Source organism: Pedobacter sp. BAL39 (genome assembly GCF_000170795.1).
GTDB lineage: Bacteria > Bacteroidota > Bacteroidia > Sphingobacteriales > Sphingobacteriaceae > Pedobacter.
The window spans coordinates 224296-239014 of sequence record NZ_ABCM01000008.1 but is presented as its reverse complement, the minus strand read 5'-3'; the positions used below and the strand labels follow the sequence as shown (position 1 = coordinate 239014).

The following is a 14719-nucleotide window of genomic DNA, read 5'->3' as shown; positions in this document are numbered from 1 at the left end:
CCTCAAAGTTAGGATGTGACACGTCTACCACATGGATCAGGATGTCGGCTTCCCGGACTTCATCCAATGTGGATTTGAAACATTCTACCAGGTGGTGGGGCAACTTACGGATAAACCCTACCGTATCGGACAATAAGAAAGGCAGGTTTTCAATCACCACCTTCCGCACTGTGGTATCCAATGTGGCAAATAGCTTATTTTCTGCAAACACCTCCGATTTGGACAGCATGTTCATGATGGTAGACTTACCCACGTTGGTATAACCCACTAAGGCCACACGGATCAGTTGTCCGCGGTTCTTGCGCTGCGTCTCATTCTGTTTATCGATCAGCTTGAGACGTTCCTTCAATAATGAGATCTTCTCGAGGATCATCCTTCTGTCACTCTCAATCTGCGTCTCCCCGGGACCTCTCATCCCGATACCACCCTTCTGCCGCTCAAGGTGGGTCCATAGCCGCGTCAACCGGGGGAGCAGGTACTGCAGCTGGGCGAGCTCCACCTGCGTTTTTGCCTGCGCCGTTTGTGCACGGCCGGCAAAAATATCGAGGATCAGGTTGCTACGGTCCAGGATCTTTACCTGCAGCTCGCGCTCAATATTTCTCAGCTGTGATGGTGAGAGCTCATCGTCAAACACCACCATATCTATTTCTTCAGACTTCACATAAGCCTGGATTTCTTCTAACTTTCCTGTACCTACAAACGTAGCACGGTCGGGCTTCAGCATTTTCTGCGTAAACACCTTTTCCACCGCACCACCAGCAGTATCTACCAGAAATGCGAGCTCATCGAGGTATTCTTTCGTCTCCTCCTGAGTTTCGCCTGGCCGGATGACGCCGACAAGAACGGCACGTTCCTGCTTTGGCGCAGTATCATAATATTTCTGTCTTCCCATGTAAAGTACAAAGATACAAAAGTTATACCGAGAACAGATGACTGACAAAGTCTCTCATCGCATGTCCAGGGTTTGACGTCTTCATAAAGCTTTCGCCAATCAGGAAACCGTCAAAACCTGCCGTCCGCAGCTCATTGATGGTTTGCGGGTTGCTGATCGCACTTTCAGAAATCTTCAGGAAGTCGTCGGGGATCTCATCCACCAGGTTGAAAGAGGTCTGGATGTCTACAGAGAAATCTCCAAGGTTCCTGTTGTTCACTCCAATGGCGTCCAGCTCAGGAATGACACTCCGCTGCAGCTCCTCCAGGTTGTGCACCTCCAGCAACACATTAAGGCCCAAGCTCTTCGCTACTTCGGCGAGATTTTCAATGTCATCAGGTTCCAGGATGGCCGCAATCAGAAGAATGATGTCTGCTCCCATGGCCTTTGCTTCCAGGATCTGGTACTCATCGATGATGAAATCCTTTCTGAGATCGGAATTTGATTGACGGACCTGGCCTCAAGAGTCGTTCAGTGCCCCCAAAAAAGTCTGTATCGTCAGCACGACATGCCGATGCCCTGCCGCGTATAGGCCGTAGTCACTTCTGTCACTGTCAACTGGTCATTGATGATTCCTTTGGACGGAGACTTCCGTTTATATTCCGCAATGATTCCACTGCGGCCCTCATCGAGCAGAAAATCTTCAAAGACGTAGGGTGTGCGGTTAAAATGTATGGCTGCCTCCAGCTGTTTCACAGAAACTGCCTGCTTCGCCCATTCTACTTCCTCGCGCTTACGGAGGACTATTTTATCGAGAATATTCATAGCTAATTTTCTAACCAGTTTTTCATCATCTGTTTACCATATTCTGTGAGTACACTTTCCGGATGAAACTGAACACCCCTCACATCATATTCTTTATGCCTTAAAGCCATGATCTCCTCGTCCTGATCTGTCGCCGTTACCGTCAGACAATCCGGCAGACCATTCGGGTCGACCACCCAGGAATGGTACCTACCGACATTTATCGTCCGCGGACAATCCTGAAACAACGGTTCCGTGTCATCGAGAACAGATATCGGAGTGGCAATGCCATGCATAGGCCTCCCCAAATTAAGCAATTTTCCACCAAAAGCTTCCGCAATGGCTTGCTGACCTAGGCAAATGCCAAAGATACGTTTTGTAGCTGCATATGTTTTGATGACATCAAGCAGCAGGCCGGCCTCCTCAGGAATCCCCGGCCCCGGAGAAAGGATGATCTGATCATAGTCCGCAACAGCCGACAGTTCAAACTTATCATTGCGCCATACTTCCACCTCACGGCCCAATTCATTGACCAGGTGGACCAAATTGTAGGTAAAAGAGTCGTAATTATCAATCACCAGTATTTTCTTTTGCATGTTCTTATGTTTGTCGTTAAATGTTTTCGGCCATCTCTATAGCACGGCGCAATGCTGCAATTTTATTATTTACCTCATTCAGCTCATTCTCTGGCACAGAATCGGCCACAATGCCCGCCCCGGCACGATAGTGAAGCTCGTTGTTTTTACTCATGAAGGTCCTGATCATGATGGCATGGTTGAACTGATCATTAAAACCCATATAACCAATCGCCCCGGCATAAAAATTACGCCCCAGTCCCTCATATTCATCAATCAGCTGCATGGCCCTATACTTTGGAGCCCCGCTTAGTGTCCCCGCAGGATAAGTATCAGCGACCACCTTAAAAGCAGATACGTCCGCCTGAAGATTTCCACTTACCTTTGAAACCAGGTGGATCAGGTGAGAATAGTACTGCACTTCTTTAAAGGACTTCACCTCCACACCGCTGCAGTGTCTGCTCAAATCATTACGTGCAAGATCAACCAGCATCACATGTTCCGCACTTTCCTTAGGATCCTGTTCCAGCTTTCTCGCCAGCTCCGCATCTTCTTCGTCATTTCCTGTTCTTTTGAAGGTCCCTGCTATCGGAAAGATGTTCGCCACACTATTGTTAATGGTAATCTGTGCTTCCGGTGAGGAACCGAAAAGCTTGAAACTGCCGTAATCGAAATAAAACAGATATGGAGAGGGATTGATGGAACGCAGGCAACGGTATACATTAAATTCGTCTCCCTGGAACCCTTGTTTGAAGGCCCTCGATGGAACAATCTGAAAAACATCACCGCGAAGGATGTGGGTTTTCATTTTGTCTACAATGTCCATGAAGTCCTCATTTGTCAGGTTTGAACTTTCCTCACCATTCGTTTTAAAGCTGTATTCTGGAAAATTCTTATTCTGAATCAGGTACTCCATTTTCTCCAACCCTTCCTGATCGTCCCCATTGAACGTATTCTTGAACAGCGTGATTTCATTTCTGAAGTGATCAATTGCGATGATATACCGGTAAATATGATATTGCATCAGGGGGATTTCTTCTCCTTCCGGCGACTTCGCATGAAAGGAGATGTCTTCAAAATGCTCAACGGCATTCCATGTAAAATAGCCAAAAAGACCACTGGAGATCCTTTTATCCACGACAGGCCCGGGCAGGAACCTTCCCTTGAAGCCGTCAATCTCTTCAGTAAGGACAAAATCACTTTTCTCCTCCTTCTTCCCATCGGGGAAATAAGTAGACAACACCCCTTTGTTCAGCACGATGCCCGCAACTGGTTCCGCGCAGACATAACTGACCGCATTCTCGCGGCTATGGTAATCGGAACTCTCCAGCAGGATCGTATTGGGAAATACATCCCTTAACCTTAAATAGATGCTCACCGGCGTTGTAGTGTCTGCAAGCAGCTTTTTATGAATGGTATTGATCTTATAATTGTTCATCAGCATAATTTTATTTCGTTTTATTGGCGACTCATTGGCACTCAGCGCAGTGTCACCGTTTTTCTTGTCATCATCAATATCCCGCTCTCTCTTTTCTCTACGTCGTATCCTACGGGCTTTTTTTCAAAATCGCGTAAAAACAAAAAGCCCGGCGTGTGTTACGCCGGGCTTATTTGTGGTTTGGTTTAGGTTGATAAACTATAAGGTACACAAGACTACGACGGAACTCTTTTCAGAATTACTGCGCCATTGCCAAGTATGTATATTGTTAATCATGAGCAACAAAAATATAAATAAATCTTACAAGACCAAATTAAATTGTGAAATTTTATGATACCCCCCAAAAGGTACGTGTAGGGTCAAATTTCACCATTGCTATGATTGCAGCTACAATCAGGATCAGGGCCAGTCCAAAATAAAGCGCTATGGTCCGGTGTTTGGTTGCAGCATCATCCGTACGTTTGGACCTTGCATTACCTACAGTAACCAGGATCGCAGCAAAAATCATCATACCAATATGCTCCATCTTCCAGTACCTCAATCCAGCTTCTACCAGTGGACTGATGAAATACAATACCAACCCAAATAATATTTGGACGTGCGTAAAGATCAACGCAAACAGGTTTAACTTCCGGTTGCCTTCTGTATATGGCTTTTTACCCAACCAGCCGGCCAGCGCCTGAACAATCGCTAAAACCAAAAAGATCAATACAAGATAACGCCAACCTGAGTGCGCACTCCTTAAGATGTTATAAAATTGCATAAAGTGTTTTTTTTCAAAAATAACAAATACTTATGCATTTAGAACCACCGATCCAGCTAATTGGTATTTAAAATCATTATAAACATCAGACTTTTAAACCTTCCACAGCTCCTGGTTCAGGAATGGACTGTTCAAAAACAAGATTAGATTTCTTCAGAGAAACCGCAGCTTTCATTATTCACAAACGGCAAATCATACTATAAGAGGGCATAAAAACACAAAAACCCTATAAATCCGATCGATTATCAGTAAAAAAACCGATATAAAACCTATTAGCTTCAATTTTATGAATAGATTTAGCTACTAATCTAAATTTTATGAAGAAAATTATACTATCGCTTGCGCTGGTATTTTCTGGAACCTGTATGTTTGCCCAACAAACCTATCCTGTAAATGGATCTTACGACATCAGGCAAGGATTATACGCTTTTACCAACGCAACCATCATGGTCAGTGCGAACCAGACCATTAAAAACGGTACGCTACTGATCAAAGGACAAACCATTCAGTCTGTAGGTAGTGCCGGCAGCATCCCAAAAGGTTATGTCATCATCGACCTGAAAGGAAAATACATCTATCCCTCATTGATTGATGCCTTTACCAGTTATGGTATTCCTGAAAATACACGCCAGAGTAGCGGCATGCGCCAGTCGATCTTTGTTTCCACTAAAAAAGGAGCCTACAACTGGAATGAAGCGATCCGCCCGGAAACACAGGCGGCAGCGATTTTCGGCATGGACGCTAAAAAAGCTGACGATCTCAGGAAAGCTGGCTTTGGAAGTGTCAATGCGATCAGCAGGGATGGCATCGCCCGCGGGACCTCGGTGGCGGTGAGCCTCAGCGATGAGAAGGAAAACATGACCCTCCTCAATGCACAGGCTGCTGCAAACTACTCTTTCAACAAAGGCTCTTCTCAAAATGACTATCCTACCTCACTGATGGGTGCCATCGCCCTGCTTCGTCAAACCTATTATGACGCACAGTGGTACAGCAAACAGAAAGAAGAACACAACCTTTCTCTGGAAGAATTCAACAAACAGCAACAGCTGCCTCAGATCTTTGAGGCCGACGGCTGGCAGAACATCCTGCGTGCTGATAAAATCGGCAAGGAATTTGGCAAACAATACATCATCAAGTCCAATGGCGATGAATACCAGCGGGTGGATGCGGTAAAAGCTACCGGCGCCAGTCTCATCATCCCCCTCAACTTTGTCAAAGCCTATGATGTGGAGGATGCCGAGGACGCCCGCAATGTCACCCTTGCACAAATGAAAAACTGGGAGCTTGCACCAACAAACCCTGGCATCCTTGAAAAAGCAGGCATCCGTTTTTCTTTGACCACATTTGGCATCGATAACAGCCGCGACTTCTGGACAAACCTGCGCACGGCCATCGCAAATGGCCTCAGCCAGAAACAGGCCCTGCTCGCTCTTACCGAAATTCCGGCATCCATGATCGGCATCTCCGATAAAGTGGGTACTCTCGAAAAAGGAAAACTTGCCAACTTCATCATCACGTCCGACAGCCTCTTTAAAAAAGAAAACCTGGTACTCGAAAACTGGGTGCAGGGGAAAAGGTTCATTACCTATAAAAAAGACGACAAGGATACTGCCACCAAAAGCCCCACAAAAAAGGAAGAACCACAACCGGCACTTGCTAACGGCAAAGTCATCTATCCTTTTACCGCATTCGGAACCTCCGAGGCCCTGAAATCGGAAACAGTATTGCTAAAGAATGCTACGGTATGGACAAATGAAAAGGAAGGTATCCTTCAGAATGCAGATGTGCTCCTTGAAAATGGAAAAATCAAGTCTGTAGGGAAAAACCTTGCAGCAGGTAATGCCCGCGTCATCGACGCCACAGGAAAACACATTACACCCGGATTGATCGACGAGCATTCACACATCGCCGGCACAGGTGGAATCAATGAAGGCTCCCAATCGTCCTCCGCAGAGGTGCGCATTGCAGACATCATCAACTCCGAAGATGTCAATATCTACCGTCAGCTGGCGGGAGGTGTCACCACCTCGCAGATTCTGCATGGGTCCGCAAACCCGGTAGGTGGTCAATCTCAGCTCATCAAACTACGCTGGGGTAAGCTGCCTGAAGAGCTGAAGTTTGCCGGTGCCGACGGATTCATCAAATTCGCCCTGGGTGAAAATGTAAAACAAAGTAATTTCGGTACCGGGGCACGTTTCCCTGTTACCCGCATGGGTGTCGAGCAGTCTTTTGTTGATGAATTTACCCGTGCAAAAGAATACAAAACGGCAATGGCAAAAAAAGGCAACACGGTACGCCGCGACCTGGAGCTGGATGCCATCGTGGAGATCCTCGACAACAAAAGGTTCATTACCTGCCACTCCTATGTACAGTCTGAGATCAATATGCTGATCCATGTGGCTGACAGCCTAGGGTTCAAGATCAACACTTTTACCCACATCCTTGAGGGATATAAAGTGGCCGACAAGATGAAGGCTCATGGCATTAATGCCTCTACCTTCTCCGACTGGTGGGCCTATAAAATGGAAGTTGCAGAAGCCATCCCTTACAATGGAAAGATCATGCACAATGTTGGCATTACTACCGCATTCAACTCCGATGATGCCGAAATGGCGCGCCGTCTGAACCAGGAAGCTGGTAAAGCCATGTTATATGGAGGCCTCCCGGAAGAAGATGCGCTGAAATTCGTGACACTGAACCCTGCCAGGATGTTACACATCGACAATAAAGTGGGCAGCCTTAAGGCTGGAAAAGATGCTGATGTTGTCGTCTGGTCTGCACATCCGCTCTCCATCTACGCCAAAGCAGAACAGACTTTTGTAGATGGCATCCCTTACTGGAACCTCAGCAAAGATGAACAAATCAGGAAAGACAACGATGCGGAACGCAGCCGTCTCATCAAAAAAATGCAGGAGAGTAAAAATAAAGGCGGCAAAACACAACGCCCAACACCTGAAAGCCCACGCTTGTATCACTGCGAAAGTGTAGGCGATTATGCTCAGGAACTTAACGACTTAGAAAGGACACACGATCATGAATAAATACCTATTAACGATGTTCCTGGCAGCATCGGCAGCAAGCAGCTCCTTTGCACAGGCAAACATCTCTCCTGCAGCAGCTCAGACCAAACCGATCTATGTTCTGGGCGCCAAACTGCATATTGGAAATGGTAAAGTAATAGACAATGGTTACCTGATGATTGAGAAAGGCAAGATCACCGGTGTTGGCGATGCAACGCTGGTAAAGCTCAATTTCAGTAATGGGGAGGTCATACAGGCGAATGATAAACATGTCTACCCGGGCTTTATCGCCCCCATCACAAACCTGGGACTTGCAGAGTTTGAGGCTGTAAAGGCAACACTCGACTTCTCCGAAATCGGCACACTAAACCCACACATCCGCGCGATTGTAGCCTACAATACCGATTCCAAAGTACCCGCAACCTTGCGCAGCAATGGCATTCTTATGGCACAGGTCACCCCTCAGGGAGGTGTTGTAGCCGGCAGCTCCTCTGTCGTGCAGCTGGATGCCTGGAACTGGGAAGACGCCGCCATAAAAACTGATGATGCCATGCACCTGACCTGGCCCGTTACCCCAAAACCTCGTCAGGGCTTCGGTGGTCGCGGACCACAGGTTTCGCAGGAACTGCTGAAAGAACGCACTCAAAAGAGCCTTGAAGAGTTGGATCAGCTATTCGCTGAGGCAAAGGCTTATACGGAAACTACTCCCGTGGTGACTAACGCACGTCTGGCTGCGATGAGGAACCTCTTCAACGGGAGACAGAAACTGTTCATCACCGCAGATGGTGAAAAAGACATCATCGCTGCAGTTAACTTCGCGAAAAAATATGGCATCACTCCTGTCCTCGTTGGTGCTGAAGAGGCTTCACTGGTGGTCGATTTCCTGAAGCAAAACAACATCGCTGTTGTCGTCAGACAACCGCATGCCCTGCCCAATTCTATTGATGATGATGTCAATAAACCTTACAAAAATGCCGCAATCCTGGCCAATGCAGGAATCATTGTAGTGGTAAGCATTGATGGCTACTGGCAGCAACGCAACCTTCCCTTTATGGCGGGAACGGTAGCCGCATGGGGCCTCAACCCCGAGCAGGCACTGCAAACCATCACCCTCAACACGGCGAAGGTGCTTGGAATTGAACAACGCGCAGGAAGTCTCGAACAAGGAAAGGACGCTACCTTTTTCATTTCCTCCGGAGATGCCCTGGACATGAAATCCAACCATGTTGAACGTGCCTTCATACAAGGCAGGGACATCAATCTCGATAACCTCCACAAACAGCTGGACAAGAAGTTCAGTGCCAAATACAGCACTGCAGAATAAACACCGCTGACACATCCCGTTCATCAGACATCTGTACTAATGAACGGGATTTTTTATGCCTCTCCAATCCGCTTTTACTGGCCATTCCTTAACAATAATTACAAATGAGCCTAACATTACGAGCCTATTTTTGTCCGCTGAATCTGATATCACCTATATTTACGATGATCCGCATGCCTTTTGTCGCTCCGGTTGACAATGTGCGTGGATATTTTATTGCTTATCTTTAACACCTAACAGATATGAAAAGTATACTTATTGCAATCACACTACTCCCTATGGCCTTACTAAGTGATGCCTTCGCACAGCAAAAATCAAAGATTTACCTTTCCGGATATACTTACTCCACAAAGCAAAAAACCATTGGAGAAGTTAAAGTTTCAGGCAATAGTAAAATTAACAACATTACGATTGGCGGTGCGGATGCCGCTTCATTCAAAATCAGCAAAAACAACATACTGAGCGTGAGCAAGGTTAATTCAGATGTTCAGTCGCTGGAAATTACCCTTACTGCGAAGACCTCAGCAGGCAGTCAGACTGCCGGATTTAAGATCGTCAACGATCAGTTCATTCACAATAAAGTGATCGCCCACCGCGGCGCCTGGAAAAACACAGGTGCTTCAGAGAACTCTGTCTCAGCGCTGCAACATGCCATAGACATGGGCTGCGAAGGTGCTGAGTTTGACGTACACATGTCTGCAGACTCCGCTCTTTTCATTCACCACGACGATGCCATCCAGGGGAAGGACATTGAAAAAACGGATGCACAAACGCTTGCAGCCCTGAAGCTGGCCAATGGTGAAAACCTGCCAACACTTGCGGACTACATGCAGGCTGGAATGAAACAGAACAAAACCAAACTGATCCTGGAGATCAAACCTTCAGCCATCAGCAAGGAGCGTGCAATTGCGCTCACTCATAAAGTGATGGATGCCGTAAGAACACTTAAAGCTGAAGCCTGGGTAGACTACATCAGCTTTGATTATGAGGTTTGTCTGGAGATCATGAAGCTTGCTCCCTACGCCAAAGTCGCTTACCTGAAAGGGGACAAAACACCTGCAGAGCTGGCAGCAGCGCATTTTTATGGCTTGGATTACCATTATAGTGCATTGCAGAAAAATCCGGCCTGGATCAAAGAGGCAAGAGACAACAAACTAACCATCAATGTATGGACTGTAAATGACGAAGCGGTAATGGATTGGCTGATCAAGGAAAATGCAGACTTCATCACCACCAATGAGCCGGAACTGCTGCTCAAAAAGCTGAAAAAATAATTTTGTTTAAGAGGTTAAACAAGAAAGCCTGTCTCTTGAGGGACAGGCTTTTTTTGCGTTAAGAAATGAGTGACCCTATCCGGGGGCACTCATTTTAACTAACTTATTATTCATAAAAAAACTGGCTGTTGGGGAAGGAGTCGAACCTTCAAGGGGTAGTTAGCTACAGTTCAAAAATTAATTTGTGGTCAACCCATAAACTGCGTTTATCCATTTATCCCCACCACCGAGACAAGGAGGCGTGTCTGCCAATTTCACCACCCAACATGATTTAAAAGAACATTTTAAAGTAGAGTTTTGGTTTAGGTTGATTGTTATACCTCTACTTTAAAAGCGCTGTAGGGGAAGGAGTCGAACCTTCAAGGAGTGGTTAGCCCTTACGGGTTTCCCATATTCTCCACCACCGAGACAAGGAGGTGCGTCTGCCAATTTCACCACCCTACAGAATGTAAGCAATTGTTAAAGAACTAATTTTTTACCGACTTGCTTGATACAAATGTAACAAGAACACCATAACGTTGCAAATATTATAATCATTTATTTTTATTTTTATGATTATTTCAATTATATTTGAATAACATTACCAAATATAAAAATCATGCTTAAAAAAGAAAGCCAAAATTTAGAAATTGATAACCTCGATATCGATATTCTAAAGCAGCTCATGCAGGATGCGACGAAGCCTTACACTGAAATTGCGAAGGATTTGATCGTTTCAGGCGGCACAATCCATGTACGGATGAAAAAACTACAGGAAATGGGCATCATCAAAGGCTCCCACCTGATCATCGATCCACAAAAAGCAGGGTATGACATCTGTGCCTTCCTCGGAATTTATCTCGAAAAAGGAATCCAGTACAAAGATGCTGTTGCCCAGCTCAGCAAAATAAAAGAAGTTGTGGAGCTTCATTATACAACGGGCGCCTACAGCATGTTCGCTAAGATCATCTGCAGGGACACCAATCATCTGAGACACGTATTGAACGAAGAAATTCAGGCTGTTTCAGGAATCCAGCGAACGGAAACACTGATCTCCCTGGAAGAGAGTATCCGGAGACAGATAGAATTATAACAAGCAATAAACGAGCAACATATTTTTTTCCAGTATCAGGCAATTGTATTACCTTTGTCCCAATTCCTATTGTTATTTATTTAAAATTACAGGAATCATGATGTCGCGTAACTACATATCGCCCCTTTTCTCCGCTGCCTGATACTGGCAGACGTCTTCACCTGATCTTTTGATTTAACGGCTTGTGTTAAGGGTATTTCTACCCCTGAGTACGATATGCGTCTGCCTCCAATCCGCCCTGCCGGAGCCTGTCTGGGGTATGTCCTGATCAAAAGGACAAATTCACATTACATTTTACATTAAAGGCTTCCGAATGGACACCCGCAAACAAACGTTTGATGTCTTGCCCTACAGATTAAAATCTGCAAGACGCAAAAAACGACTTCAGAAGAAAGATTTTGAAAAACAATTAATCCAGCTATTTAAAAAAAGAGAACTCCTCTGGCAGCAAAGGATAAATTTGCCAATGGTTCCCCTCGACGAACCCTTTCAGCGCGGCTGGAAACGGGACTTCGTGTTTAGGGAAGACCAACTCAGATCTCCGCTTGCGGAATTCTACCAGAATATACTCTTAAAAATCAATACTGTACAATACGATTACGATAGAACATTTAAACATAGAAAAACCAGGAGAAAACAGAAAAGGGTCTATGGCAAACGAGTCCAGAAACTCGCAGAGTTTACAGTTCAGGAATGGGAAGATAGCCGGAAAGGGCCAAATTTCAACGAAGCAGAAAGCCTTTGCTTCCAGCTTTATGAAGCGGAAGACAAGAAACGGAATACCCTCACCTGGAAGTACCGCTTCATTGAGCCATGGAGATTTGTATTGCGGATCAGACCGCACATCATCACCGAACTGAAAATGAAGGACCCTGAACTTGAGCGTGAGATCAGATTGCTGGACAATCATATTGAAGGCAATGATCTATACTATAAGATGGAAAGGCTCCGTGGAGGTCTTTATGCTTACCAAAAATGGACACTCCGCAGAAACAGGAGTTATCGCAATACATTGTACAGGAATGCTTACAATGAATACCTGGAAAATAAAATCACAGAATATTAGTACAACAAAACGCAATGAGCATTTTAAAAACAAAAGAACTTAGTAAAATAGGTTACACCAATGATAAAGCAAGAAGTCTCGTGATCAACATCATGGCTAAACACTTCAAGCACCACAGTAAAATACAAATCACAGAATTATTAACTCATATTAAAGACCAGCCAGAGAAATACGAAGATCATGAAACACTGAGCCCCATTGCACTCACATGGATGGACAGACCCAAAATCCAGGACTTCAAAGCCTATAACCTGCTTCAGGAGAGGGGCCAGCTTAGGATTTACGGTGGAAAAGACATTGATCAGGGTGCAAAAAAACAGATGGAACTGGCCATGTCTCTACCCGTCGCAACACAGGGAGCCCTGATGCCTGACGCACATACAGGATACGGACTCCCGATTGGCGCGGTGCTGGCCACCGAAGACGCAGTTATCCCTTATGCCGTAGGCGTAGACATCGGATGTCGAATGGCGATGACCATTATAGATGAAACTGATAGCTTTTTCAAAAGATATAGTCATCAGGCCAAGATCGCGCTCAAAGAGTGGACACACTTCGGTATGGAGGGGACATTGCCGGCCCTGCCGGACCATGAAATCATGGACAGCAGCATGTTTAAAGAAACAGAACTACTGAAAAAGCTCCAGGGCAAGGCTGCCCGGCAACTGGGAACCTCCGGCGGCGGCAATCATTTTGTCGAGTTTGGAGAAATTGAGCTCTATCCGGACAATGCAATGGGATTGGCACCGAAAAAATACCTGGCCCTGCTGTCCCACTCAGGGAGCCGCGGACTGGGCGCCAACATTGCGCAGCATTACACCAGGATGGCAATGGCGCAATGTAAACTACCTAAGGAAGCGGAAAGACTGGCCTGGCTGGACATGAATACCGCAGCAGGTCAGGATTACTGGCTCAGTATGAACCTTGCTGGCGACTACGCCAAAGCCTGTCACGAGGTCATTCATCATAACCTTCTGAAAGCCCTCGGGTTGGAAGCACTGGCCACGGTCGAAAACCATCACAATTTCGCATGGAGAGATGTGCTGGAAGATGGCAGGGAAGTGATCGTGCACCGCAAAGGCGCCACACCGGCCCATGCCGGTGAAATGGGGATCATCCCGGGCAGCATGACTACCGCCGCCTACCTGGTGATGGGTAAAGGAATACCAGCAGCTCTGCACTCGGCCGCCCACGGGGCAGGCAGGGCCATGAGCCGTCAGAAAGCCAAAAACAATATGACGGCCTCAGCGCTGAAAAAAATCCTTAGCAATGCAGGGGTGACGCTGATTGGGGGCAGTGTCGAAGAAAATCCAAATGCCTATAAGGATATCGACAAGGTAATGGCGTTACAGAAAAGCCTCATAGAGGTTCAGGGAAGGTTTATGCCAAAGATCGTGCGCATGAATAAAGATTAACTTTCTCCTTCCTGGTACTGCCCTGCGGCATTCGCCAGTCGCCTTTTTATCCGTTTAGCCAGCATCCTCGGGGCCAGTACCTTCATACAATCCCCGAAGCCAAGAATCTCCCGCTCCAGCTCGAAGTTGAGGACGACGTCAATCCTAAAGAGGATGCCGTCCTCATCTTCCTTCAAAACCTGTTGCGATTTATGCATTGGCTTCGTTAATATATATGGAGCGTTCTGATGGTCTACTTTTAAGATTACCCGCTGCGCACGGTCCTTCTCCGACTTAGTCACCCCCAGCAGGTCATCAAAATAACGTTCAAAATCTACACCTTTATACTCTACAAAGGGCTCCTGGCTTAGTTCCTGAAAATCTATGATGCGGTCAAGTGCCAGCGTCAGCAGCGTAGAGCCCTTGCGGGCCCTGGTAATGAGGAACCACCTGTTCCGGTATTCCTTCAACAGATAAGGATAATAAATGAGGTTACGTGCTTCCCTCGCCTTAAAAGACTTGTACTCTATGAGTAACGGCCGCTTATGAAGTATCGCCTGGTACAGCGGATTGATGTACTGAAGGCCCTTCAGTTGCTGGTTGCTCTCAAACTGGATACAGTTCCTGGTTTTGTTGGTAGATTTGTTGAGGTTGTTCTCCAGTTTCGCCACCATATCACTCATCTCCTCAAAATAACTGAAACCGTTAAACTGCTTCAGGACATCGACGATCTCTTTCATCTTCTCAATATCGTTGTTGTTGATCGGCGCATTGGTGATACTGTACGCAGGGTCACTATAGGAATAATACTTCCTGTCGGTAACCACAATCGGTGCGTTATAACCTAGCTTATCACTTCTCATCAATTGAATATCCGCCTGGATGGTCCGCTTGCTTACCCCTGAGTCGATGCCCTCATATTCATAGATCATGTCGGCAACCTTTTCAATCAGGTCATCCAGCGTCCATTTACGGTACCTGTTTTTTAAACATTCATCAATCGTTCTGTATCGGATCAGGGCTAATTTGTTAATCGACATACCTTCATTTATTTACAATAAAAGTAAAAATTCATTAGCACTACGCAACTGAACTGCGTAACAAAAACTTTTTTCAGA

At 46.1% G+C, this 14719-nt stretch carries 13 protein-coding genes and 2 tRNA genes; 6 read left to right on the top strand and 9 right to left on the bottom strand.

What is annotated here, in order from left to right:
- From hflX to PBAL39_RS12735, 6 genes are all read right to left on the bottom strand, one after another.
- Window positions 1-892 (bottom strand): GTPase HflX (hflX, locus tag PBAL39_RS12755; protein WP_008242051.1); only part of this gene is annotated, 892 nt, incomplete at its 3' end.
- Between the two features lie 22 nt (window positions 893-914).
- Window positions 915-1313, bottom strand: a complete 399-nt coding sequence (locus PBAL39_RS25830; protein WP_008242050.1) for an indole-3-glycerol-phosphate synthase — start codon at window positions 1311-1313, stop codon at window positions 915-917.
- A gap of 116 nt (window positions 1314-1429) precedes the next feature.
- Window positions 1430-1696: an indole-3-glycerol-phosphate synthase gene (locus PBAL39_RS25825; protein WP_008242048.1), complete on the bottom strand. Its 267-nt coding sequence runs from the start codon at window positions 1694-1696 to the stop codon at window positions 1430-1432.
- A 2-nt stretch (window positions 1697-1698) separates the two neighbouring features.
- A complete protein-coding gene (locus PBAL39_RS12745) occupies window positions 1699-2271 on the bottom strand; it encodes an aminodeoxychorismate/anthranilate synthase component II (RefSeq protein WP_008242046.1) in 573 nt (190 codons plus the stop codon).
- A gap of 16 nt (window positions 2272-2287) precedes the next feature.
- Window positions 2288-3688, bottom strand: a complete 1401-nt coding sequence (locus tag PBAL39_RS12740) for an anthranilate synthase component I family protein (RefSeq protein WP_157274009.1) — start codon at window positions 3686-3688, stop codon at window positions 2288-2290.
- A gap of 328 nt (window positions 3689-4016) precedes the next feature.
- A complete protein-coding gene (locus tag PBAL39_RS12735; RefSeq protein ID WP_008242042.1) occupies window positions 4017-4451 on the bottom strand; it encodes a hypothetical protein in 435 nt (144 codons plus the stop codon).
- Between the two features lie 317 nt (window positions 4452-4768).
- Between PBAL39_RS12735 and PBAL39_RS12730 the strand changes: the two genes are divergently transcribed.
- From PBAL39_RS12730 to PBAL39_RS12720, 3 genes are all read left to right on the top strand, one after another.
- Complete coding sequence (locus PBAL39_RS12730) at window positions 4769-7492, top strand: amidohydrolase family protein (protein WP_008242039.1); 2724 nt, start codon at window positions 4769-4771, stop codon at window positions 7490-7492.
- Window positions 7485-8795 carry an amidohydrolase family protein gene (locus PBAL39_RS12725; RefSeq protein ID WP_008242037.1) on the top strand — a complete coding sequence of 437 codons (1311 nt, stop codon included), beginning with the start codon at window positions 7485-7487 and terminating at the stop codon, window positions 8793-8795. Before PBAL39_RS12730 ends, PBAL39_RS12725 begins: the two co-directional genes overlap by 8 nt.
- 242 nt (window positions 8796-9037) lie before the next feature.
- The gene (locus tag PBAL39_RS12720; RefSeq protein ID WP_039866522.1) at window positions 9038-10069 is read left to right on the top strand and encodes a glycerophosphodiester phosphodiesterase family protein; all 1032 of its coding nucleotides are present in this window, start codon (window positions 9038-9040) and stop codon (window positions 10067-10069) included.
- A gap of 122 nt (window positions 10070-10191) precedes the next feature.
- Here the strand turns inward: PBAL39_RS12720 and PBAL39_RS25380 are convergent.
- Window positions 10192-10336, bottom strand: a tRNA-Asp gene (locus PBAL39_RS25380).
- Window positions 10337-10405: 69 nt separating this feature from the next.
- Window positions 10406-10513 (bottom strand) — tRNA-Asp (locus tag PBAL39_RS25375).
- A 154-nt stretch (window positions 10514-10667) separates the two neighbouring features.
- Here PBAL39_RS25375 and PBAL39_RS12715 point away from each other — a divergent pair.
- The 3 genes from PBAL39_RS12715 (at window position 10668) to PBAL39_RS12705 (ending at window position 13622) form a co-directional block, all read left to right on the top strand.
- Window positions 10668-11141 carry an Lrp/AsnC ligand binding domain-containing protein gene (locus PBAL39_RS12715; protein ID WP_008242034.1) on the top strand — a complete coding sequence of 158 codons (474 nt, stop codon included), beginning with the start codon at window positions 10668-10670 and terminating at the stop codon, window positions 11139-11141.
- 313 nt (window positions 11142-11454) lie between these two features.
- A complete protein-coding gene (locus PBAL39_RS12710; RefSeq protein WP_008242033.1) occupies window positions 11455-12207 on the top strand; it encodes a hypothetical protein in 753 nt (250 codons plus the stop codon).
- Window positions 12208-12221: 14 nt separating this feature from the next.
- Complete coding sequence (locus PBAL39_RS12705; protein ID WP_008242031.1) at window positions 12222-13622, top strand: RtcB family protein; 1401 nt, start codon at window positions 12222-12224, stop codon at window positions 13620-13622.
- On the opposite strand, the gene PBAL39_RS12700 is transcribed toward PBAL39_RS12705, so the two are convergent.
- Window positions 13619-14641: a YafY family protein gene (locus tag PBAL39_RS12700; protein WP_008242029.1), complete on the bottom strand. Its 1023-nt coding sequence runs from the start codon at window positions 14639-14641 to the stop codon at window positions 13619-13621. The two genes, PBAL39_RS12705 and PBAL39_RS12700, sit on opposite strands and share 4 nt — an antisense overlap.
- Window positions 14642-14719 lie beyond the last annotated feature (78 nt).